Genomic DNA, 20503 nt, shown 5'->3' on the forward strand with positions numbered 1-20503 from the left:
CTACGAACTCGCTTCGCTCACTCCACGGTCACCGACTTCGCGAGGTTACGCGGCTGGTCCACCTCATTGCCCCGCGCCGTCGCCAGCTCGCACGCGAACACCTGCAACGGCACCGTCGCCACCAGCGGCTGGAGCAGCGTCGGGGTGGCCGGGATCCGGATCAGGTGGTCGGCGTACGGCACCACCGCCTCGTCGCCCTCCTCCGCGATCACGATCGTGCGCGCCCCGCGAGCCCGGATCTCCTGGATGTTCGACACGATCTTGTCGTGGAGCACCGAACGCCCCTTCGGCGACGGCACCACGACCACCACCGGCACGTCCTCCTCGATCAGCGCGATCGGCCCGTGCTTGAGCTCGCCCGCCGCGAAGCCCTCGGCGTGCATGTACGCCAGCTCCTTGAGCTTGAGCGCGCCCTCCAGCGCCACCGGGTACCCCACGTGCCGCCCCAGGAACAGCACCGTGTTCTTGTCCGCGAGGGAGCGCGCCAGTTCCCGGACCGGCTCCATCGTCTCCAGTACGGTGTCCACCGCGCCCGCGATCTCCGAAAGCTCCCGGATCACCGACTGGATCTCGTCGCCCCACTTCGTACCGCGCACCTGGCCGAGGTACAGCGCGACCAGGTAGCAGGCCACCAGCTGGGTCAGGAACGCCTTCGTCGAGGCGACGGCGACCTCCGGACCGGCGTGCGTGTACAGCACGGCGTCGGACTCGCGCGGGATCGTCGACCCGTTGGTGTTGCAGACGGCCAGCACCTTCGCGCCCTGCTCGCGGGCGTGGCGCAGCGCCATCAGGGTGTCCATCGTCTCGCCGGACTGCGAGATGGCGATGACGAGCGTGCGCTGGTCGAGGATCGGGTCCCGGTAGCGGAACTCGCTCGCCAGCTCCGTCTCGCACGGGATCCGCGTCCAGTGCTCGATGGCCAGCTTCGCGATCATGCCCGCGTGGTACGCCGTACCGCAGGCGACGATCACCACCTTGTCGACCTCGCGCAGCACGGAGGCGGGGATGCGCACCTCGTCGAGCGTGAGCGAACCGCTCGCGTCGATCCGGCCGAGGAGGGTGTCGGCGACCGCCTTCGGCTGCTCGGCGATCTCCTTGAGCATGAAGTAGTCGTAGCCGCCCTTCTCTGCGGCCGAGGCGTCCCAGTCGACGTGGTAGGCCCGCACGGACGCGGCGGAGCCGTCGAAGTTCGTCACCGACACCCCGTCGCGGCGCAGTTCGACGACCTGGTCCTGTCCCAGCTCGATCGCGGACCGGGTGTGGGCGATGAAGGCGGACACGTCCGAGGCGAGGAAGTTCTCACCCTCTCCAACGCCCACCACCAGGGGGGAGTTCCGGCGCGCGCCGACCACCACGTCGGGCGCGTCCGCGTGCACGGCGACCAGCGTGAAGGCCCCCTCCAACTGGCGGCAGACCTGCCGCATGGCCTCCGCGAGGTCCCCGCCCGCCCCGGCGAACCGCTCGGCCAGCAGGTGGGCGACGACCTCGGTGTCGGTCTCGGACTCCAGCCGGTGCCCGCGCTCCGTCAGTTCGGCGCGCAGCACGGCGAAGTTCTCGATGATGCCGTTGTGTACGACGGCCACGCGCCCGGAGTTGTCCAGGTGCGGGTGGGCGTTGAGGTCGGTGGGCCCGCCGTGGGTCGCCCACCGGGTGTGCCCGAGTCCCGTGGAGCCGGCGGGCACCGGGTGCCCGACCAGCTCCTTCTCCAGATTGACCAGCTTCCCGGCCTTCTTGACGGAGGTGAGCCCCCCGTCGGCGAGCACGGCGACACCCGCCGAGTCGTAACCCCGGTACTCCAGCCGCTTGAGTCCGGCGATGACCACATCGAGCGCCGACTGCGCTCCCACGTAACCCACGATTCCGCACATAGGCGGCACCCTACGCCGCGGCCGACGCTCCGTCCGGGACCCGAACCGGACGAAAAACCCGCCCCGGCGAATGTGCCGGAACGGGTTCGACGTGACCTGACGGCAGATCAGCCGAGCTTCTTGACCTGCGCGTCGACGAGGGCCTTGGGCTGGGCCGCGTCGCCGGTCAGGGAGAGGGCGTAGAAGGACGCGAGGGTGTTGCCCTTGCGGACCACCACGAGCTGGGTGGCGACCTTGTCGGCGTCCAGCTCCCGCTCGACGGCGTAGGCGACGGCCTCGTCACCGGCGGTCACCGCGGCGCCCGGGGCGACCTTCGTGACCTTGCCCGTGTCGGCCTCCTTGGCGCCCGGGTAACCGGCGGCGCACTCGGCGCCCGCGGCCTTCACCGCCGCGAAGGCCTCCTGGGCGCCCTTGCCGTCGTAGGAGTTCAGCCCGACCATCGTGATCGTCGAGCCCATCGCGTCCTGGACGGCCTTGAGCTTCTCCTCCGGGGAGGCATCCGCGGCGGGCGCCTTCGGCTTCGCGGTGGCCTTGGTCGCCGCGTTGCCCGCGGCCTTGCCGGCCCCGGCGCCCGAGGTCGCCTGGCTGATGGGCAGGCAGGCGGCCTTGGTACTGGCGTTGGCCGCGGCGGCGGTGGCGACCTCGTCCGGGGCGGCCTCCTTGACGACGAAGTCCGCCAGCTCCGCCTGGGTGACCAGCAGCGGCTTCAGTTCCGCGGCGGTCTTCGCCTTGGCCGCCGCGGCGGCGTCGGACGGCGCCGAGGCGGAGGCCTTGCCGTCCTTCGGCTCGTCCTTCGCCGCCTTGTCCGAACCGCACGCGGTGACGAGCAGCGCCAGCGACACCGCCGAGGCGGTCAGGACGGAACGGCGGACGAGGGTGGAACGCACGATGAATCTCCCCTATGACTCAATGACCCGCCGCGCGGCAGGCGCGGCGGAGCACCGCACTCGAACACGGCGTCAGTAATGTACGAGTAAATTCGCAGTGCCGTCGTGCCATTTACGGCCCCTCGCGGCAATCGTGATCACCGTGAGACGGGCCCTCCCCCCCTCCCCGGCGCCCGCCCCGGCCGTTCAGACCGGCCCCGGAGCCTGGACTCCCGGTCGAAACGGCGGCTACCGGCCAAGATCAGCGCCCACGTGACCGACCACACCACCCACAACCTCGCCGGAACCCCGACAATGGCGGTGTGATCACTTCGCCGCCACGAAGCACCACGGACCTCCCCACGGACCGCGCAACGGAGCGCGCCGAACGGCCGGACCGACCCGCCCACCGCCGGGCGGAGGCCTCGCCGTACGTCGACCTCACCCGCGCCGAGTGGAGCGCCCTGCGCGAGCGCACCCCGCTGCCCCTGACCGCCGACGAGCTGGAGCGGCTGCGCGGCCTCGGGGACGTGATCGACCTCGACGAGGTCCGCGACGTCTACCTGCCGCTCTCCCGGCTCCTCAACCTGTACGTCGGCGCCACCAACAACCTGCGCGGCACCCTCAACACCTTCCTCGGCGACGCGGGCAACGGCCACGGCGCTCAGCAGGGCACTCCCTTCGTCATAGGGGTCGCGGGTTCCGTCGCCGTCGGCAAGTCCACCGTGGCCCGCCTGCTCCAGGCCCTGCTCGCCCGCTGGCCCGAGCACCCGCGCGTGGAGCTGGTCACCACCGACGGGTTCCTCTACCCGATGAAGGAACTCCAGCGGCGCGGACTGACCGCCCGCAAGGGTTTCCCCGAGTCCTACGACCGCCGCGCCCTCACCCGCTTCGTCGCCGACATCAAGGCGGGCAAGGACGAGGTCAAGGCCCCGGTCTACTCGCACCTCATCTACGACATCGTCCCCGGCGAGCAGCTCGTCGTACGCCGCCCCGACATCCTGATCGTCGAGGGCCTGAACGTCCTGCAGCCCGCGCTCCCCGGCAAGGACGGCCGCACCCGGGTCGGCCTCGCCGACTACTTCGACTTCAGCGTGTACGTCGACGCGCGCCCCGAGGACATCGAGCGCTGGTACCTGGGCCGGTTCCGCAAACTGCGCGAGACCGCCTTCCAGAATCCTTTCTCCTACTTCCGCAAGTACACCCAGGTCTCCGAGGAGGAGGCCCTGGACTACGCGCGCACCATGTGGCGGACGATCAACCGGCCCAACCTGCTGGAGAACGTCGCCCCGACCCGCGGCCGCGCCACCCTCGTCGTCCGCAAGGGCCCCGACCACAAGGTGCAGAAACTCAGCCTGCGCAAGCTCTGAGCTTCCCCGGCTAACCTGCCGGGATGCTGCATCTCAGGATGATCACCCCGGCGGGTCTCACCGACGAGGTCGTCGCGCTCGTCCAGCGGACGGTCGGGACCACCCATCTGGCGGTACTGACCGGCGCCGCCCGGGTTCCGGCCGGTGACGTGGTGCTGTGCGACGTCGCCCGGGAGGCCGCCGACGAGCTGCTCGCCGCGCTGCGCGCGCTCGGCGTCGACTCCCTCGGCTCGATCGCCGTCGAGCACATCGACCTCTCGCTCTCCCGCAGCGCGGACCGGGCCGAGCGCGAGGCCCCGGGCGAGGGCGCCGACGCGGTGATCTGGGAGCAGCTGACCGGGGCGACCCACGAGGAGTCCACCCTTTCGATCACCTACCTGGCCTTCCTCGCCCTCGCGACGATGATCGCGGCCTGCGGCGTGGTGCTGGACAACGCGATCCTGATCGTGGGCGCGATGGCGGTGGGCCCGGAGTTCGGCCCGGTCGCCGGGGTGTGCACGGGCCTGGTCCAGCGGGCGCCGAAGCTCGCCGCCCGGTCCCTGACCGCCCTGCTGGTGGGCTTCGCGGTCGCGATGGCGGCGACCACCCTGTTCAGCCTGGCCATGGACGCGCTGGGCCAGTTCGACCGGGGCATGCTGGAGAACCCGCGCCCGAACACCAGCTTCATCTGGCAGCCGGACCCGTTCTCGTTCATCGTCGCGGTCCTCGCGGGCGTGGCGGGCGTACTGTCCCTGACCTCGGCCAAGTCGGGCGCGCTGGTCGGCGTCGCGATCTCGGTGACCACCGTCCCGGCCGCCGCCAACGCGGCCGTGGCCCTCGGCTACGGCGAGTTCGCCCAGATGTGGGGATCGGCCGAGCAGCTGCTGCTGAACCTGGCCGGGATCATGGTCGCGGGCACGCTCACCCTCAGCGCCCAGAAACTGCTGTGGCGCACCCAGCAGAACCGGGTGCGCCATCACAAGGATGCGAACGGAGCCTCGAACGGGGTGTTCTGAGCGTCCTGGCGTCCTAGCCGAGCGCGGACTTCACCACGTCCGCCAGGCGCCCCGCGACCGCACGCGCCTGCTCGATGTCGGCCGCCTCCACCATCACCCGAACGAGCGGCTCCGTACCGGACGGACGCAGCAGCACCCGGCCCGTGGAGCCCAGCTCCCGCTCCGCCTCGGCCACCGCGGCCGCCAGCTCGCCGGAGGTCGCGACCCGCGAGCGGTCCACGTCGGGGACGTTCACCAGGACCTGCGGCAGCCGCCGCATCACCCCGGCCAGGTCGGCCAGCGTCCGCCCGGTCGCCGCGACGCGGGCCGCCAGCATCAGGCCGGTCAGCGTGCCGTCACCGGTGGTGGCGTGGTCGAGGATGATCACGTGGCCGGACTGCTCGCCACCAAGGGCGTATCCGTGCTCCTTCATCGACTCCAGCACGTAGCGGTCGCCGACGCCGGTCTGTACGACGGCGATGCCCTCGCCCTCCATGGCCAGCTTGAAGCCCAGGTTCGACATCACGGTGCCGACCACCGTGTTCTCGCGCAGCTGGCCCGCCTCGCGCATGCCCAGCGCCAGTACGGCGAGGATCTGGTCCCCGTCGACCTCGTTGCCCTCGGCGTCCACCGCGAGGCAGCGGTCGGCGTCGCCGTCGTGCGCGATGCCGAGGTCCGCCCCGTGCTCGATCACGGCCTGCTTCAGCAGCCCGAGGTGGGTGGAGCCGCAGCCGTCGTTGATGTTGAGCCCGGTGGGCTCGGTGCCGATCGTGATGATCTCGGCGCCCGCGCGGGTGAAGGCCTCGGGCGAGACGAAGGCGGCGGCGCCGTGCGCCTCGTCGAGGACGACCTTCAGACCGTCGAGGCGGTTGGGGAGCACCCCGATGAGGTGGGCGACGTACTTGTCGAAGCCCTCGGTGTAGTCGGAGATCCGGCCGACGCCGGAGCCGGTGGGCCGGTCCCAGGGAGCGCCGGTGCGGTGCTCCTCGTAGACGGACTCGATCCGGTCCTCCAGCTCGTCGGCCAGCTTGTGGCCGCCGCGCGCGAAGAACTTGACACCGTTGTCGGGCATGGCGTTGTGACTGGCGGAGAGCATCACGCCGAGGTCGGCGCCCAGCGCACCGGTGAGATACGCCACCGCCGGGGTGGGCAGCACACCGACGCGCAGGACGTCCACACCCGCGCTCGCGAGACCGGCGACGACCGCGGCCTCCAGGAACTCACCCGACGCGCGCGGGTCGCGGCCGACGACGGCGGTCGCCCGGTGGCCCTCGAAGGTGCCCGCTTCCGCGAGCACATGGGCGGCCGCCACGGAGAGGCCGAGCGCGAGCTCAGCCGTCAGATCCCCATTGGCGACACCGCGTACACCGTCTGTGCCGAAGAGTCGTCCCATGTGTGTCCTCCGAGGTTTCGCGTTGCGCGCAGTGACCGCTTGTGACAGTTATTTGCCGCTTGTGGCGGTAAACGAACCGCCCCGGCAGCACAGAGTGTGCCGCCGGGGCGGGATCGTGCAGACCAGCAGGCGCAGATTAACGCTTGCTGTACTGCGGAGCCTTACGGGCCTTCTTGAGACCGGCCTTCTTGCGCTCGACCGCACGGTCGTCGCGGGAAAGGAACCCGGCCTTCTTCAGCGCGGCGCGGTTGTTGTCCACGTCGGCCTCGTTCAGCGCACGGGCCACGCCGAGGCGCAGGGCGCCGGCCTGACCGGACACGCCGCCACCCGAGATGCGGGCGATGACGTCGTAGCGGTTGTCGAGCTCGAGCACCTTGAAGGGCTCGTTGACTTCCTGCTGGTGCACCTTGTTGGGGAAGTAGTCCTCAAGGGTGCGACCGTTGATCTTCCACTTGCCGGTGCCCGGAACGATCCGGACGCGGGCGATGGCGTTCTTGCGACGGCCCAGGCCGGCGGCCGGCTGCGGGTCGCCGAAGCGGCCGACGAGCGACTCGGAGGTGTAGTCACCCTCGATGACGTCCGCAGACTCGGTGGTGTACTCCTCGACGCTGCCCTCGAACTCTTCTTCGACGACGGGGGTCTCGGTGGTGGTCTCGGCCACGATGCTCCTCAGAATTTTCTACGGTCTAGGGGGTGGCCGGAACTACTGCGCGACCTGGGTGATCTCGAACGGCACCGGCTGCTGGGCAGCGTGGGGGTGCACATCGCCCGAGTAGACCTTCAGCTTCGAGAGCATCTGACGGCCCAGGGTGTTCTTCGGGAGCATGCCCTTGATGGCCTTCTCGACGGCCTTCTCGGGGTTGTTCGCGAGGAGGTCGTCGTAACGGACGGCGCGGAGACCACCCGGGTAGCCGGAGTGACGGTACGCCATCTTCTGCGACGCCTTGTTGCCGGACAGGTGAACCTTGTCGGCGTTGACGATGATGACGAAGTCGCCCATGTCCATGTGGGGGGCGTAAGTCGGCTTGTGCTTGCCGCGGAGCAGAGTCGCGGCCTGGGTCGCCAGACGGCCGAGGACGATGTCCCGGGCGTCGATGACGTGCCAGACGCGCGAGATGTCGCCGGGCTTGGGGCTGTACGTACGCACGGTCGTAGCCTTCGCTTCTTCAGTGATGGGTATTCCCATATGGGCGTGAGACCTTGGGAACGGGTCCTGACAAGGCCACCACGGACGATCACGACAGCCCTGGTCCACAACGGGGACGCAACCCGTGTGTACCGCTGGTCATCGGCCCGGTGGACCGGCGTAAGGGCCCTTTCACGTGAGAATGAACAAGCCAATACGCATAACGAACCAGCAGGATACCCGCGATCCCCCGGACGGGTCAAAACGCCGATCGAGCGCCTGCGTCCGCAGGCTCGTCGGCGCGAGCGCGACCGGGCGCGGCTCCTGCCGTTCGTACGTCATCAAGGTTAACCCGAACTGGCGCGATGCAGCGCCGCGCGAGGGTGACCGCGAGTACGCCCAGCGTGAAGAAATCCTTGAACGCGCGCCGCTTGTTCTCCAGCTCGGAGGGCCACGGCACCCCCGCGATCTGCGGCCCGACCCCCACCCAGAACCAGGGAGAACGCACCAGCGAGTCCTCCCGCACCGCCGACGCCAGCAGCAGCGGAAGCACCACCAGCAGGTAGTGGTCGAAGGACGGCCGCGACACCAGGAATGCGGCGAGCATCACCATGCAGCCCGTCTCCGTCAGCCGCATCTGACCCGTGTCCCGGTCGTCCGTACGGTGCCAGCGCCGCCACGCCCCCCACAGACCGGCCAGCGCCCCCGCCCCGGCCACCAGCACCGCCACCGGCTGCGGCACCCCCAGCCGCGGCAGCACCGCGATCGGTGAGGCGTCCCAGGGCAGCGCGTACGCGTCCTGGCCCTGGAGCAGGAACGGCAGGGTCTTGGTGAAGAACAGCATCGGGCTCGGCATCATCAGCGCCCCCGCCAGCGAGAGCCCCAGCGGCACCAGCACCGCCACCGCCAGCCCCCGCCACTGCCGGGCCACCAGGAACAGCAGCCCCACCGGCACCAGCATCGGCTTGCACGCGATCGCGAGCCCCACCACCAGCCCGGCCGCCACCCACCGCCGCCGGTGGGCCAGGAGCAGCGCCAGCGGCAGGGCCGCCGCCGAGATCGCCGTCCAGTTCCCGATCACCACGAGGTTGATGTACGGCTTGTAAGCGAGGGCGAACAGCGCGAAACCGCCCACCGCGAAGCGCGACCGCATCGGCACCGAGAACAGCTTCAGCGCCCCCCACCAGCCCAGCGCCAGCAGCCCCGACATCACCAGCGGCAGCACCCAGCGCAGCACCGTCATCGGCAGCAGCGCCTCCGGCACCGCCATCAGCACGGCACTCGGCAGGTAGAGGAAGCGCTTGTCCTCGTACGGGGAACCCCCCGACAGCAAGGTGTCCGCGGCCTTGGCCACGAAGGCGTTGTCCGAGCCCCAGTTCTGCCGCAGGCTCACCGACACCGCGATCCCCAGCACCACGGCCAGGGAGAGCGCCTTCCACGACCGCGGCGCGGGACGCAGCAGCCAGTCGACCGCTCGGTTCCCGGAGTCGCGCTTGTCCCACTTCATGAGCCAGATGCTAGGCCGCAGGCCCACAACGCCTCCCCCTCGACTCGCGCTGCGGGGCGGTCTCCCCCTCAACGCTTCCGGTCGACCCTACGTTCGTCCCACACGGGTTCCTGAGTCTCTCGCACAACACCGTCCGAACCGAAGACCAGATAACGGTCAAAAGTACGGGCGAACCAGCGGTCGTGCGTGACGCAGAGCACAGTGCCGTCGTAACTCTCCAGCCCGTCCTGCAGCGCCTCGGCGGACTCCAGGTCCAGGTTGTCCGTCGGCTCGTCCAGGAGCAGCGCGGTCGTGCCGGCCAGCTCCAGCAGCAGGATCTGGAAGCGCGCCTGCTGCCCGCCCGACAGCTTCTCGAAGGGCTGGTCCCCCTGCCGCTCCAGCTCGTAGCGCCGCAGGGCGCCCATCGCCTGGCCCAGGGGCTTCGCCGCCTCCGTCCACAGGATGTCGACGAGCGTGCGGCCGAACAGCTCCGGGTGGGCGTGGGTCTGCGCGAAGTGGCCGGCGACCACCCGGGCGCCGAGCTTCCACGTACCGGTGTGCTTGACCTCTTCCCCCGCCATCAGGCGCAGGAAGTGCGACTTGCCCGAACCGTTCGAGCCCAGCACCGCGACCCGCTCGCCGTAGAACACCTCCAGCGAGAACGGCTTCATCAGGCCGGTCAGCTCCAGGTTCTCGACGGTCAGGGCGCGCACGCCCGTACGGCCGCCCTTGAGCCGCATCCTGATGTCCTGCTCCCGCGGCGGCTCCGGCGGCGGGCCGGCCTCCTCGAACTTCTGGAAGCGGGTCTGCATCGCCCGGTAGCGCGAGGCCATGTCGGGGCTGGAGGCCGCCTGGTTGCGCAGCCGCAGCACCAGGGCCCTCAGCCGCGCGTGCTCCTCGTCCCAGCGCCGCTTGAGCTCCTCGAAGCGCGCGAAGCGCTCCTTGCGGGCCTCGTGGTAGGTGTCGAAGCCCGAGCCGTGCACCCAGACGTCGGAGCCCATCGGGCTCGCCTCCAGGCTGACGATCTTCTCGGCGGCCCGGGTCAGCAGTTCCCGGTCGTGCGACACGAACAGCACCGTCTTGCGGGTGGCCTTGAGCTGCTCCTCCAGCCACCGCTTGCCGGGCACGTCCAGGTAGTTGTCCGGCTCGTCGAGCAGGAGCACCTCGTCCGGCCCGCGCAGCAGCGCCTCCAGCACGAGGCGCTTCTGCTCACCGCCCGACAGCGTGCGCACCTCGCGGAACTGCGCGCTGTCGTACGGGACCGACAGCGCGGCCATCGTGCAGACGTCCCACAGGGTCTCCGCCTCGTAGCCCTGGACGTCCGCCCAGTCGCTCAGCGCCTGGGCGTACCCCATCTGCGCGGCCTCGTCGTCCACCGTCATGATCAGGTGCTCGGCCCGGTCGACGGCCTTCGCCGCCGCCCTGATCCGCGGCTGCGCCACCGATACCAGCAGGTCACGCACGGTGGTCTCGTCCCGGACCGAACCGACGAACTGCGACATCACCCCGAGCCCGCCGGTAACGGTGACCCCGCCACCGTGCGGCTGGAGCTCACCGGACATCAGCTTCAAGAGGGTGGTCTTGCCCGCCCCGTTCGCCCCGACCAGGGCGACCACGGAGCCCTCCCCCACCCGGAAGGAGACGTCGGGAAGCAGGACCCGCCCGTCGGGAAGGTAATACTCCAGATGACTCGCTTCGAGATGTCCCATGCCGGGCATTGTCCCGGTCCGCCCGCGATCCGCCCAAACGGATTAGCGGCCCGGGCGACGGTTCAGCAGCAGCCCGCGCCCGGCAGCGTCCGCATGTTCCGCGCTTCCTTGCTGCGCGCGGCGAGCAGCTCGTCCGCCGGGTAGCCGACCTCTTCGAGGGTCAGCCCGTGCGGCCGTACGACGTGCACGGAGGAATCCCGCACCGCGGCCTCCAGCACCTTCCCGGGCCATTCCACCGGCCGGTGCCCGTCCCCGACGTGCAGCAGCGCGCCCACCAGCGAGCGCACCATGTTGTGGCAGAAGGCGTCGGCCCGCACGGTCGCGGTGATGATCCCCTCCGCGTCCCGCTCCCAGCTGAGCCGCTGGAGCGTACGGATGGTCGTGGCGCCCTCGCGCTTCTTGCAGTACGCGGCGAAGTCGTGCTCGCCGAGCAGCGCCTTCGAGGCCTCGTTCATCGCGTCCACGTCCAGCGGCCAGGAGTGCCACAGCACGTGCCCGCGGCGCAGCGGGTCGACCCCGGCCGTGTGGTCCCCCACGCGGTAGGCGTACCGGCGCCAGACGGCCGAGAAGCGCGCGTTGAACCCGGCGGGGGCCTCGGCCACCTTCCACACCCGGATGTCGTGCGGCAGCCGCCCCGCGAGCCGCCGCAGCAGCTTGTCGTGGTGCTCGGCCCAGACCTCTTCGGCCACGTCGAACTGGGCCACCTGTCCGCGTGCGTGGACGCCCGCGTCCGTCCGTCCGGCCACGGTCAGCTCCACCGGCCCGGGCAGCCGCATCACGGTCGCCAGGGCCGACTCCAGCTCGCCCTGGACGGTCCGCAGCACCCGCTGCTTCGCCCAGCCGGAGAAGTCCTTGCCGTCGTACGACAGGTCCAGCCGTACCCGGACGTGACCGGGCTCCACCTCGTCACTCACGTGACCGATCCTCTCAGCTGCGTCTTTCCAAGGAAATGCGAAACGGGCCCGCCCCGGAAGGGGCGGGCCCGTTCAGAGCCGTTCAGGCGAGCGAGATCCCGGAGGGGATCAGGCCTCCTTGGTCTCCTCGGCGGCGGGAGCCTCAGCGGCCTCCGCCTCCTTGACCGCGCGCTTGGTGGCAGCCTCGGCCTCACCGGTGGCGGCCTGCGCCACGGTCAGGGCCTCGACGAGCTCGATGACCGCCATCGGGGCGTTGTCGCCACGACGGTTGCCGATCTTGGTGATGCGCGTGTAACCACCGGGGCGGTTCTCGTAGCGCGGGGCGATCTCGGTGAAGAGCGTGTGCACGATGCTCTTGTCCGTGATCGTCTGCAGCACCAGGCGACGGTTGTGGATGTCGCCCTTCTTCGCCTTGGTGACCAGACGCTCGGCGTAGGGACGCAGGCGGCGGGCCTTGGCCTCGGTCGTGGTGATGCGGCCGTGCTCGAAGAGCGCCTTCGCGAGGTTCGCGAGGAGGTGCTTCTCGTGCGCGGCGCTGCCGCCGAGACGGGCACCCTTTGCGGGACGCGGCATGGTCTAACTCCTTCATATCTGCACCGGCCGTGTCAGGTACCGGTGTCAGTTCCCCCGGGGCGGACGCCCCGGGAAAGTTCTCTTAGTACTGCTCGGTCTCGACGAAACCGGCGTCCGCGTCGTCGTCGGCGCCGAAGGCGTCGGCGGCGGCGGTCGGGTCGAATCCGGGCGGGCTGTCCTTGAGGGCCAGACCCATGCCGGCGAGCTTCGCCTTGACCTCGTCGATCGACTTCGCACCGAAGTTGCGGATGTCGAGCAGGTCCGCCTCGGAGCGGGCCACGAGCTCACCCACGGAGTGGATGCCCTCGCGCTTGAGGCAGTTGTACGAGCGGACCGTGAGCTCCAGCTCCTCGATCGGCAGCGCCAGATCGGCGGCCAGGGCCGCGTCCGTCGGCGAGGGGCCCATGTCGATGCCCTCGGCGTCGATGTTGAGCTCGCGGGCCAGACCGAACAGCTCGACCAGTGTCTTACCGGCGGACGCCATGGCGTCGCGCGGGCGCATGGCCTGCTTGGTCTCGACGTCGACGATGAGCTTGTCGAAGTCGGTGCGCTGCTCGACTCGGGTCGCCTCGACCTTGTAGGTGACCTTCAGCACGGGGCTGTAGATGGAGTCGATCGGGATGCGGCCGATCTCCTGGCCGATCTGCTTGTTCTGGACGGCGGAGACGTAGCCGCGACCGCGCTCGACGGTCAGCTCCATCTCCAGCTTGCCCTTGCCGTTGAGCGTGGCGAGGACCAGGTCCGGGTTGTGCACCTCGACACCGGCCGGGGGCGCGATGTCAGCGGCGGTGACCAGGCCGGGACCCTGCTTGCGCAGGTACATCACGACCGGCTCGTCGTGCTCCGAGGAGACGACCAGCTGCTTGATGTTGAGGATGAGGTCGGTGACGTCTTCCTTGACACCCGGCACGGTGGTGAACTCGTGCAGGACGCCGTCCACGCGGATGCTGGTGACGGCGGCACCCGGGATCGAGGACAGCAGGGTGCGGCGCAGGGAGTTGCCGAGGGTGTAACCGAAGCCCGGCTCGAGGGGCTCGATCACGAACCGCGAGCGGTACTCGTCGACGACCTCTTCGGTCAGCGACGGACGCTGAGCGATAAGCATGTGTGTGTTCCTTCAGTCGTGGACGCCCACTATTTGACGTCCTACGGGCACTGCATACAGCAAGGGTACGGGCGGCACGTCCCCCGCTAAGGGTTCGTACCGCCCGGACACTCAAAGACGCACGAGTGCGTCCGGCGCGTCAGACGCGGCGGCGCTTCGGCGGGCGGCAGCCGTTGTGCGGGGTGGGGGTGACGTCCTGGATCGAGCCGACCTCGAGGCCAGTGGCCTGGAGGGAGCGGATCGCGGTCTCGCGACCGGAACCCGGACCCTTGACGAAGACGTCAACCTTGCGCATGCCGTGCTCCTGCGCGCGACGGGCGGCCGACTCGGCGGCCATCTGCGCGGCGAAGGGGGTGGACTTGCGCGAGCCCTTGAAGCCGACGTGGCCGGCGGAGGCCCAGGAGATCACGTTGCCCGCGGGGTCCGTGATCGACACGATGGTGTTGTTGAACGTGCTCTTGATGTGGGCGTGCCCATGAGCGATGTTCTTCTTTTCCTTGCGGCGCACCTTCTTGGCAGCGCCCTGACGACCCTTGGGGGGCATCTAAATCTCCTACGGGAGGTGGTCGGTCCTACAGCGAAGACCGCTGAGTAAGCGTCCGGCTGAGGACTACTTCTTGCCCGGCTTCTTCTTACCGGCGATCGCGCGACGCGGACCCTTGCGGGTACGGGCGTTCGTGCTGGTGCGCTGACCGTGCACGGGCAGGCCGCGACGGTGACGGACACCCTGGTAGCACTGGATCTCGACCTTGCGGCGGATGTCGGCCTGGATCTCGCGGCGGAGGTCACCCTCGGTGCGGAGGTTGGCGTCCACGTACTCGCGGATCTTGACGAGGTCCTCTTCGGCCAGGTCACGAACGCGGGTGTCGGGGTTCACACCGGTGGCCGCAAGGATTTCCTTGGACCGGGTGCGACCGACACCGAAGACGTAGGTAAGTGCGATCTCCACACGCTTTTCGCGCGGGATGTCAACACCGGAAACGCGTGCCATTCAATGGCTCCTGTGTGTTCGGGGGTCTTCAGCAGAACCGAACCCCGGCCGCCGACCACACCTGTTGGGTGGTGGTACGTCCGGGTCCCCGGCCCCCGCCGGAGGTGCCGCCGGCCCTGGTCGGGGCTAGGCGGGTTCTGCGTATGTACGTTTTCTTACGTCGCGCGAAGAACTGCGAAAGGCAGGTCGGTCGGCGTGCGTCAGCCCTGGCGCTGCTTGTGGCGCAGGTTGTCGCAGATGACCATGACCCGACCGTGACGGCGGATCACCTTGCACTTGTCGCAGATCTTCTTGACGCTCGGCTTGACCTTCATGTTGGTGAGGTTCTCCGGGTCAGTGCCACCACCCGCACCGGGACGGATGCCCAGGCAGGAGTGAAGACAAGATCTACTTGTATCGGTAGACGATCCGGCCACGCGTCAGGTCGTACGGAGACAACTCCACCACGACCCGGTCATCCGGCAGGATTCGGATGTAGTGCATCCGCATCTTCCCGCTGATGTGCGCGAGGACCTTGTGACCGTTCTGGAGTTCCACCTTGAACATCGCGTTCGGGAGGGACTCGATCACGGTGCCCTCGATTTCGATGGCACCTTGCTTCTTGGCCACGCTTCGCCTTTCGAATCGGCTACCTTGATCGACTCCGCGCCCATGCAGGGCATGGAGATGCACGAGAGCCGACGAGTCAGTCTACGTCAGGGCACCAGGAAAGACGAATCCGGAAAGTGTGCCCCGCAGTCTAGATCATTAACCGAACGGGACCCCTTGAACGGGGCCCGCCCGGTCTAGCCCAGCGGGTCGGGGGCCGTGGTGATCCCGTACTCCGCCAGCTTCGCCTTGCCGCAGTCCGGCGAGGTCAGGACGATGGGTCCGGCCTCGGTCAGTGCGATGGAGTGCTCCCAGTGGGAGGACCAGGTGCCGTCGGTCGTGATGACGGTCCAGTCGTCCGCCAGGACTTCCGTCTGGGCCGTGCCCAGGGAGACCATGGGCTCGATCGCCAGGCAGACGCCCGGGACGAGCTTGATGCCCTTGCCCCGCTTGCGCGAGACGTAGTTCAGCAGGTGGGGGTCCATGTGCATCTCGGACCCGATGCCGTGGCCGCCGTAGTCCTCGATGATCCCGAACTTGCCGAGGCTGTGCTCACCGGTCGAGGGGCGCGGCTGGCGCTTGATGTAGGTCTCGATCGCCTTCGAGATGTCCACGAGCCGGTTGCCCAGCTTCATGGCGGCGATGCCCGCCCACATGGACTCCTCGGTCACCCGGGACAGCTCCACCAGCTCGGGCGCGTGCCCGGTGCCCACGAAGGCCGTGTAGGCGGCGTCGCCGTGCCAGCCGTCGACGATCGCCCCCGCGTCGATGGAGATGATGTCGCCGTCCTTGAGGACGGTCTTGTCGTCCGGGATGCCGTGGACGACGACCTCGTTGGCGGACGTGCAGATGGTCGCGGGGAACCCGCCGTAGCCGAGGAAGTTCGACTTCGCTCCGGCGTCGGCGATCACCTTGCGCGCGACCATGTCCAGGTCCCGCGTCGTGGCGCCCGGCACGGCCGCCTCACGGGTGGCGGCGTGAATGGCCGCGACGACCAGTCCGGCCTCCCGCATCTTCGCGATCTGCTCGGGGGTCTTCAGCTGGACCATGAACGTGCCTTCCACCTTCGGGTCGGGATCGTCGACCGAGTCGTACGACGGGTCGTGCGGGGGTCCTACAACAGTACGGCCGCGGTGCCCAGAGGACACCGCGGCCGGACTCAGTGACGCGGGTACTACTTCTTCAGGGCGTCCATCGCGCGCTGCGTGACGTCCTTGACCTCACCCAGCGCCGGGATCGTCGACACGAGGCCCTGGGCCTTGTAGTAGTCGATGATCGGCTCGGTCTGCGTGTGGTAAACGTCCAGCCGGTTGCGGACCGCGTCCTCGGACTGGTCCTCGCGCACGTACAGCTCGCCGCCGCAGATGTCGCAGACGTCCTCGACCTTCGGCGGACGGTTCGTGACGTGGAAGACGTGCGCGCTGTCCTTGCGGCAGGTGCGCCGACCGGCGAGCCGCTTGACGACCTCGTCCTCCTCGACCTCCAGGTCGAGGACGGCGTCGAGCTTCATGCCCGCCTTCTTGAGCATCACGTCGAGCGCCTCGGCCTGCGAGACGTTGCGCGGGAAACCGTCGAGCAGGAAGCCGTTGACGGCGTCCGGCTGTTCCATGCGGTCCTTGGCCATGCCGATGGTGACTTCGTCCGGCACCAGGTCGCCCGCGTCCATGAACGCCTTCGCCTGCTTGCCGAGCTCGGTGCCCTGGCTGATGTTCGCGCGGAACAGGTCGCCCGTGGAGATGTGCGGGATGGACAGGGTTTCGGCAAGCACGGTTGCCTGCGTTCCCTTGCCCGCACCAGGAGGTCCGACGAGGACAATACGCATCAGCGGAGGAACCCTTCGTAATTGCGCTGCTGGAGCTGGCTCTCGATCTGCTTCACGGTCTCCAGACCCACACCCACGATGATCAGGATGCTCGTCCCGCCGAACGGGAAGTTCTGGTTCGCGCCGAAGCCCGCCAACGCCATCGTCGGCACAAGAGCGATGAGTCCCAGGTACAGCGACCCCGGCCAGGTGATCCGGTTGAGCACGTAGCTCAGGTACTCGGCAGTAGGTCGGCCTGCCCGGATGCCCGGGATGAACCCACCATACTTCTTCATGTTGTCTGCAACTTCCTCGGGGTTGAACGAGATCGCCACGTAGAAGAACGCGAAGAAGACGATCAGGAGGAAGTACGCAGCGATGTAGTAGGGGTGGTCGCCCTTGACGAAGTGCTTCTGGATCCAGATGGCCCAGTCGGCCTTCGAGCCGCTGAACTGAACGATCAAGGCCGGGATGTAGAGCAGCGACGAGGCGAAGATGACGGGGATGACGCCCGCCTGGTTCACCTTGAGGGGGATGTAGGTCGAGGTGCCGCCGTACGCACGGCGTCCGATCATCCGCTTCGCGTACTGGACCGGGATCCGGCGCTGGGCCTGCTCGACGAAGACCACGAGGGCCACCATCGCGAGACCCACCAGGATGACCACGCCGAACTCGACCCAGCCACCGGCGATCTTGCCCTGGAGCTTGATGGTCCACAGGGCGCTGACGAAGCCCGCGGCGATCGAGATGAACATGAGGATCGACATGCCGTTGCCGATGCCGCGGTCGGTGACGAGCTCACCGAGCCACATGACGACACAGGTACCGGCGGTCATGGTGATGACCATGGTGACCATGGTGAAGATCGAGCGGTTCGGGACGATCTGACTGGCGACCTGGCAACCCTGGAACAGGGCGCCGCTCTTGGCGGTGGCGACGAGGCCGGTGCCTTGGAGGATCGCGAGCGCGACCGTCAGATAGCGCGTGTACTGAGTGATCTTCGCCGTGCCGGACTGACCCTCTTTTTTGAGGTTCTCCAGCTTCGGGATGACCACGGTCAGCAGCTGCAGGATGATGCTCGCCGTGATGTACGGCATGATGCCGAGCGCGAAGATCGTGATCTGCAGCAGCGCACCGCCGCTGAACATGTTGACCAGACCGAAGAGGCTGTTACTGCTGCCCGCGGCCTGGACACAGATCTGAACGTTCTTGTAGCTCACGCCGGGGACGGGGATGTGGGACCCGAGCCGGAACAGCACGATGATGCCGAGCGTGAAGAGCAGCTTCTTGCGCAGGTCGGGCGTCTTGAACGCCCGGGCGAACGCGGTGAGCACGGTGCCTCCTGCGACCCCCGCGCTACTGCGTCAGAGGTGACGGTCTGAGGGATCGACGAATACGACAAAGCAAAGGTGCAGGCCACCATACCGGCGACACGGCCCCCTAGGAACGACCAACCGGGGATGCCCCATATGTGAGGCATCCCCGGTCGGGTTTCTAGCTATAAATCACTGGGTTCGTCTTAGACGAGCTCAGTGACGGTGCCACCAGCGGCGGCAATCTTCTCCTTGGCGGAGCCGGAGACGGCGTCAACCGAAACCTGCAGCGCAACGGAGATCTCGCCCTGTCCGAGGACCTTGACGAGGCTGTTCTTGCGAACCGCGCCCTTGGCGACCAGGTCGGCCACCGTGACCTCTCCACCCTCGGGGTAGAGAGCGCCGAGCTTGTCCAGGTTGACAACCTGGAACTCGGTGCGGAACGGGTTCTTGAAGCCCTTGAGCTTCGGCAGGCGCATGTGGAGGGGCATCTGCCCACCCTCGAAGCGCACCGGGATCTGGTAACGGGCCTTCTGGCCCTTCGTACCACGACCAGCCGTCTTACCCTTCGACGCCTCACCACGACCGACACGGGTCTTCGCGGTCTTGGCACCGGGGGCGGGACGGAGGTTGTGGGCCTTCAGCGGGCTGTTCTCAGCCATGTTAGTCAACCTCCTCAACCGTCACGAGGTGGCGGACGGTGTTAGCCATTCCGCGGAACTCGGGGCGGTCCTCCTTGACGACCACGTCGTTCAGGCGCTTGAGCCCGAGCGAACGCAGAGTGTCGCGGTGGTTCTGCTTGCTGCCGATGTACGACTTCGTCTGCGTGATCTTGAGACGGGCCATTACGCACCCGCTCCCGCAGCACGTGCACGAAGGAGAGCCGCGGGGGCGACGTCCTCGAGGGGCAGACCACGGCGAGCCGCGATCTCCTCGGGACGCTGCAGGCCCTTGAGGGCCGCCACGGTCGCGTGCACGATGTTGATCGCGTTGGAAGAGCCGAGCGACTTCGACAGGATGTCGTGAACGCCGGCGCACTCCAGAACGGCACGCACCGGGCCACCGGCGATAACGCCGGTACCAGGGGACGCCGGCTTCAGCAGCACGACGCCCGCAGCACGCTCGCCCGTGATCGGGTGAGGAATGGTGCCCTGGATGCGCGGAACCTTGAAGAAGGACTTCTTGGCTTCCTCGACACCCTTGGCGATGGCCGCGGGAACTTCCTTGGCCTTGCCGTAACCGACACCTACAGTGCCGTCACCGTCGCCCACCACGACCAGCGCGGTGAAGCTGAAGCGGCGACCACCCTTGACAACCTTGGCGACGCGGTTGATCGCGACAACGCGCTCAACGTAAGCGGTCTTCTCGGCGGCAGGGCCACCGTCGCGACCCTTCCGGTCCCGCCGCTCGCCGCCACCGGCACCGCTTCCGCGGCGCTGGGGTCCAGCCATTGGATTACCTCTCTCTGTTACGTCCGTTAGTCCCGGAACCGGGGCTTAGAACTTCAGCCCGGCTTCGCGGGCGGCGTCAGCCAGAGCGGCAATGCGCCCGGCGTATCGGTTGCCACCGCGGTCGAACACGACGGTCTCGACACCCGCGGCCTTGGCGCGCTCGGCGACGAGTGCACCGACAGCCTGGGCCTGAGCGCTCTTGTCGCCTTCGCCACCGCGGATCGAAGCGTCCAGGGTCGACGCCGACGCCAGGGTGTGACCCTGGAGGTCGTCGATGACCTGAGCAACGATGTTGCGGTTGGAACGCGTCACGACGAGGCGCGGACGCTCCGCCGTACCCGAGACGTTCTTGCGGATGCGGATGTGGCGGCGAGCCTTGGCGGCACGCTTGTACGCGTCGCCCTTGGCGATCTTTACACCGTATGCCATGGCTACTTACCAGCCTTTCCGACCTTGCGGCGGATGACTTCGCCGGCGTACTTGACACCCTTGGCCTTGTACGGGTCGGGCTTCCGCAGCTTGCGGATGTTGGCGGCGACCTCGCCGACCTTCTGCTTGTCGATGCCCTCGACCGTGAACTTGGTGGGCGACTCGACCTTGAAGGAGATGCCCTCGGGCGCCTCGATCAGGATCGGGTGGCTGTAACCAAGCTGGAACTCCAGGTTGGAGCCCTTCGCGGCGACGCGGTAACCGACACCGCTGATCTCGAGCGCCTTGACGTAACCCGTGGTCACGCCGGTGATCATGTTCGCCACCAGCGTGCGGGACAGGCCATGCAGGGCCTTGTTCTGACGCTCGTCGTTGGGACGCGTGACGGTGAGGACACCGTCTTCGCCCTTAACGACACCGATGGGCGACGCGACGGTGTGCGAGAGGGAACCCTTGGGGCCCTTCACGCCGACCGTGCTGCCATCGATGGTGACGTCCACACCGGCGGGAACCTGGATGGGGAGCTTGCCGATTCGCGACATTGCT

The 20503-nt window shown here is 68.4% G+C and carries 24 protein-coding genes; 2 read left to right on the plus strand and 22 right to left on the minus strand.

From position 1 onward, the window contains the following. Positions 1-17: 17 nt before the first annotated feature. Together glmS and QMF80_RS21855 are read right to left on the minus strand one after the other, a co-directional pair. Complete coding sequence (gene glmS / locus QMF80_RS21850) at positions 18-1868, minus strand: glutamine--fructose-6-phosphate transaminase (isomerizing) (protein ID WP_283455918.1); 1851 nt, start codon at positions 1866-1868, stop codon at positions 18-20. 107 nt (positions 1869-1975) lie between these two features. Then, positions 1976-2755 carry a hypothetical protein gene (locus QMF80_RS21855; protein ID WP_283455919.1) on the minus strand — a complete coding sequence of 260 codons (780 nt, stop codon included), beginning with the start codon at positions 2753-2755 and terminating at the stop codon, positions 1976-1978. A 302-nt stretch (positions 2756-3057) separates the two neighbouring features. Here QMF80_RS21855 and coaA point away from each other — a divergent pair, with 302 nt between their 5' ends. Next, a complete protein-coding gene (coaA, locus tag QMF80_RS21860; RefSeq protein ID WP_283455920.1) occupies positions 3058-4104 on the plus strand; it encodes a type I pantothenate kinase in 1047 nt (348 codons plus the stop codon). A gap of 23 nt (positions 4105-4127) precedes the next feature. After that, positions 4128-5099 (plus strand): DUF389 domain-containing protein, encoded by a 972-nt coding sequence (locus QMF80_RS21865; RefSeq protein ID WP_283455921.1) that lies wholly within the window; start codon positions 4128-4130, stop codon positions 5097-5099. Positions 5100-5112: 13 nt separating this feature from the next. Here the strand turns inward: QMF80_RS21865 and glmM are convergent, their stop codons facing one another. From glmM to rplF, 20 genes are all read right to left on the minus strand, one after another. Continuing rightward, complete coding sequence (glmM, locus tag QMF80_RS21870; RefSeq protein WP_283455922.1) at positions 5113-6471, minus strand: phosphoglucosamine mutase; 1359 nt, start codon at positions 6469-6471, stop codon at positions 5113-5115. A 136-nt stretch (positions 6472-6607) separates the two neighbouring features. After that, the gene (rpsI, locus tag QMF80_RS21875; protein ID WP_283455923.1) at positions 6608-7132 is read right to left on the minus strand and encodes a 30S ribosomal protein S9; all 525 of its coding nucleotides are present in this window, start codon (positions 7130-7132) and stop codon (positions 6608-6610) included. A 42-nt stretch (positions 7133-7174) separates the two neighbouring features. Continuing rightward, positions 7175-7618 carry a 50S ribosomal protein L13 gene (rplM, locus tag QMF80_RS21880; RefSeq protein WP_283455924.1) on the minus strand — a complete coding sequence of 148 codons (444 nt, stop codon included), beginning with the start codon at positions 7616-7618 and terminating at the stop codon, positions 7175-7177. Positions 7619-7856: 238 nt separating this feature from the next. After that, positions 7857-9104 carry a glycosyltransferase family 87 protein gene (locus QMF80_RS21885; RefSeq protein WP_283455925.1) on the minus strand — a complete coding sequence of 416 codons (1248 nt, stop codon included), beginning with the start codon at positions 9102-9104 and terminating at the stop codon, positions 7857-7859. Between the two features lie 68 nt (positions 9105-9172). Continuing rightward, complete coding sequence (locus QMF80_RS21890) at positions 9173-10801, minus strand: ATP-binding cassette domain-containing protein (protein ID WP_283455926.1); 1629 nt, start codon at positions 10799-10801, stop codon at positions 9173-9175. Between the two features lie 53 nt (positions 10802-10854). After that, positions 10855-11706, minus strand: a complete 852-nt coding sequence (truA, locus tag QMF80_RS21895) for a tRNA pseudouridine(38-40) synthase TruA (RefSeq protein WP_283455927.1) — start codon at positions 11704-11706, stop codon at positions 10855-10857. Between the two features lie 108 nt (positions 11707-11814). Continuing rightward, positions 11815-12279 carry a 50S ribosomal protein L17 gene (gene rplQ, locus QMF80_RS21900; protein WP_283455928.1) on the minus strand — a complete coding sequence of 155 codons (465 nt, stop codon included), beginning with the start codon at positions 12277-12279 and terminating at the stop codon, positions 11815-11817. A gap of 82 nt (positions 12280-12361) precedes the next feature. Next, complete coding sequence (locus tag QMF80_RS21905) at positions 12362-13384, minus strand: DNA-directed RNA polymerase subunit alpha (protein WP_283455929.1); 1023 nt, start codon at positions 13382-13384, stop codon at positions 12362-12364. Positions 13385-13523: 139 nt separating this feature from the next. Continuing rightward, positions 13524-13928: a 30S ribosomal protein S11 gene (gene rpsK, locus QMF80_RS21910; RefSeq protein ID WP_267751561.1), complete on the minus strand. Its 405-nt coding sequence runs from the start codon at positions 13926-13928 to the stop codon at positions 13524-13526. 66 nt (positions 13929-13994) lie between these two features. After that, the gene (gene rpsM, locus QMF80_RS21915; protein ID WP_053682609.1) at positions 13995-14375 is read right to left on the minus strand and encodes a 30S ribosomal protein S13; all 381 of its coding nucleotides are present in this window, start codon (positions 14373-14375) and stop codon (positions 13995-13997) included. Positions 14376-14575: 200 nt separating this feature from the next. Further along, positions 14576-14689 (minus strand): 50S ribosomal protein L36, encoded by a 114-nt coding sequence (gene rpmJ / locus QMF80_RS21920; protein WP_003956441.1) that lies wholly within the window; start codon positions 14687-14689, stop codon positions 14576-14578. A 73-nt stretch (positions 14690-14762) separates the two neighbouring features. After that, complete coding sequence (gene infA / locus QMF80_RS21925) at positions 14763-14984, minus strand: translation initiation factor IF-1 (RefSeq protein WP_003956442.1); 222 nt, start codon at positions 14982-14984, stop codon at positions 14763-14765. Positions 14985-15160: 176 nt separating this feature from the next. Beyond that, on the minus strand, positions 15161-16012 hold the full coding sequence (gene map, locus QMF80_RS21930; protein ID WP_283455944.1) for a type I methionyl aminopeptidase: 852 nt from the start codon (positions 16010-16012) through the stop codon (positions 15161-15163). Between the two features lie 125 nt (positions 16013-16137). Beyond that, positions 16138-16785, minus strand: a complete 648-nt coding sequence (locus QMF80_RS21935; RefSeq protein ID WP_283455930.1) for an adenylate kinase — start codon at positions 16783-16785, stop codon at positions 16138-16140. Next, positions 16785-18098, minus strand: a complete 1314-nt coding sequence (gene secY / locus QMF80_RS21940) for a preprotein translocase subunit SecY (RefSeq protein ID WP_283455931.1) — start codon at positions 18096-18098, stop codon at positions 16785-16787. The genes QMF80_RS21935 and secY overlap by 1 nt, the downstream gene beginning before the upstream one ends. 185 nt (positions 18099-18283) lie before the next feature. Continuing rightward, positions 18284-18739, minus strand: coding sequence for a 50S ribosomal protein L15 (gene rplO / locus QMF80_RS21945; RefSeq protein WP_214946842.1), 456 nt, complete (start codon positions 18737-18739; stop codon positions 18284-18286). A 1-nt stretch (position 18740) separates the two neighbouring features. Then, positions 18741-18923: a 50S ribosomal protein L30 gene (gene rpmD / locus QMF80_RS21950; RefSeq protein WP_041985698.1), complete on the minus strand. Its 183-nt coding sequence runs from the start codon at positions 18921-18923 to the stop codon at positions 18741-18743. Continuing rightward, the gene (gene rpsE / locus QMF80_RS21955) at positions 18923-19528 is read right to left on the minus strand and encodes a 30S ribosomal protein S5 (protein WP_214946843.1); all 606 of its coding nucleotides are present in this window, start codon (positions 19526-19528) and stop codon (positions 18923-18925) included. Before rpsE ends, rpmD begins: the two co-directional genes overlap by 1 nt. A gap of 45 nt (positions 19529-19573) precedes the next feature. Continuing rightward, a complete protein-coding gene (gene rplR / locus QMF80_RS21960) occupies positions 19574-19957 on the minus strand; it encodes a 50S ribosomal protein L18 (protein ID WP_030026334.1) in 384 nt (127 codons plus the stop codon). A 2-nt stretch (positions 19958-19959) separates the two neighbouring features. Continuing rightward, complete coding sequence (gene rplF, locus QMF80_RS21965) at positions 19960-20499, minus strand: 50S ribosomal protein L6 (RefSeq protein ID WP_283455932.1); 540 nt, start codon at positions 20497-20499, stop codon at positions 19960-19962. Positions 20500-20503: the final 4 nt, after the last annotated feature.

Origin of the sequence: Streptomyces sp. G-G2 (genome assembly GCF_030063135.1) — a bacterium.
Classification (GTDB): Bacteria; Actinomycetota; Actinomycetes; order Streptomycetales; family Streptomycetaceae; genus Streptomyces.

What these genes read in the sequence shown, in the direction of transcription:
- rpmJ (WP_003956441.1), bottom strand. Translation starts at nt 14,689, where the DNA reads ATGAAGGTCAAGCCGAGCGTCAAGAAGATCTGCGACAAGTGCAAGGTG.
- glmM (WP_283455922.1), bottom strand. Translation starts at nt 6,471, where the DNA reads ATGGGACGACTCTTCGGCACAGACGGTGTACGCGGTGTCGCCAATGGG.
- rpmD (WP_041985698.1), bottom strand. Translation starts at nt 18,923, where the DNA reads ATGGCCCGTCTCAAGATCACGCAGACGAAGTCGTACATCGGCAGCAAG.
- rpsE (WP_214946843.1), bottom strand. Translation starts at nt 19,528, where the DNA reads ATGGCTGGACCCCAGCGCCGCGGAAGCGGTGCCGGTGGCGGCGAGCGG.
- rpsM (WP_053682609.1), bottom strand. Translation starts at nt 14,375, where the DNA reads ATGGCACGCGTTTCCGGTGTTGACATCCCGCGCGAAAAGCGTGTGGAG.
- QMF80_RS21905 (WP_283455929.1), bottom strand. Translation starts at nt 13,384, where the DNA reads ATGCTTATCGCTCAGCGTCCGTCGCTGACCGAAGAGGTCGTCGACGAG.
- map (WP_283455944.1), bottom strand. Translation starts at nt 16,012, where the DNA reads ATGGTCCAGCTGAAGACCCCCGAGCAGATCGCGAAGATGCGGGAGGCC.
- rpsK (WP_267751561.1), bottom strand. Translation starts at nt 13,928, where the DNA reads ATGCCCCCCAAGGGTCGTCAGGGCGCTGCCAAGAAGGTGCGCCGCAAG.
- QMF80_RS21890 (WP_283455926.1), bottom strand. Translation starts at nt 10,801, where the DNA reads ATGCCCGGCATGGGACATCTCGAAGCGAGTCATCTGGAGTATTACCTT.
- QMF80_RS21885 (WP_283455925.1), bottom strand. Translation starts at nt 9,104, where the DNA reads ATGAAGTGGGACAAGCGCGACTCCGGGAACCGAGCGGTCGACTGGCTG.
- glmS (WP_283455918.1), bottom strand. Translation starts at nt 1,868, where the DNA reads ATGTGCGGAATCGTGGGTTACGTGGGAGCGCAGTCGGCGCTCGATGTG.
- QMF80_RS21865 (WP_283455921.1), top strand. Translation starts at nt 4,128, where the DNA reads ATGCTGCATCTCAGGATGATCACCCCGGCGGGTCTCACCGACGAGGTC.
- QMF80_RS21935 (WP_283455930.1), bottom strand. Translation starts at nt 16,785, where the DNA reads ATGCGTATTGTCCTCGTCGGACCTCCTGGTGCGGGCAAGGGAACGCAG.
- rplO (WP_214946842.1), bottom strand. Translation starts at nt 18,739, where the DNA reads ATGGCTGAGAACAGCCCGCTGAAGGCCCACAACCTCCGTCCCGCCCCC.
- rplF (WP_283455932.1), bottom strand. Translation starts at nt 20,499, where the DNA reads ATGTCGCGAATCGGCAAGCTCCCCATCCAGGTTCCCGCCGGTGTGGAC.
- rplR (WP_030026334.1), bottom strand. Translation starts at nt 19,957, where the DNA reads ATGGCATACGGTGTAAAGATCGCCAAGGGCGACGCGTACAAGCGTGCC.
- rplQ (WP_283455928.1), bottom strand. Translation starts at nt 12,279, where the DNA reads ATGCCGCGTCCCGCAAAGGGTGCCCGTCTCGGCGGCAGCGCCGCGCAC.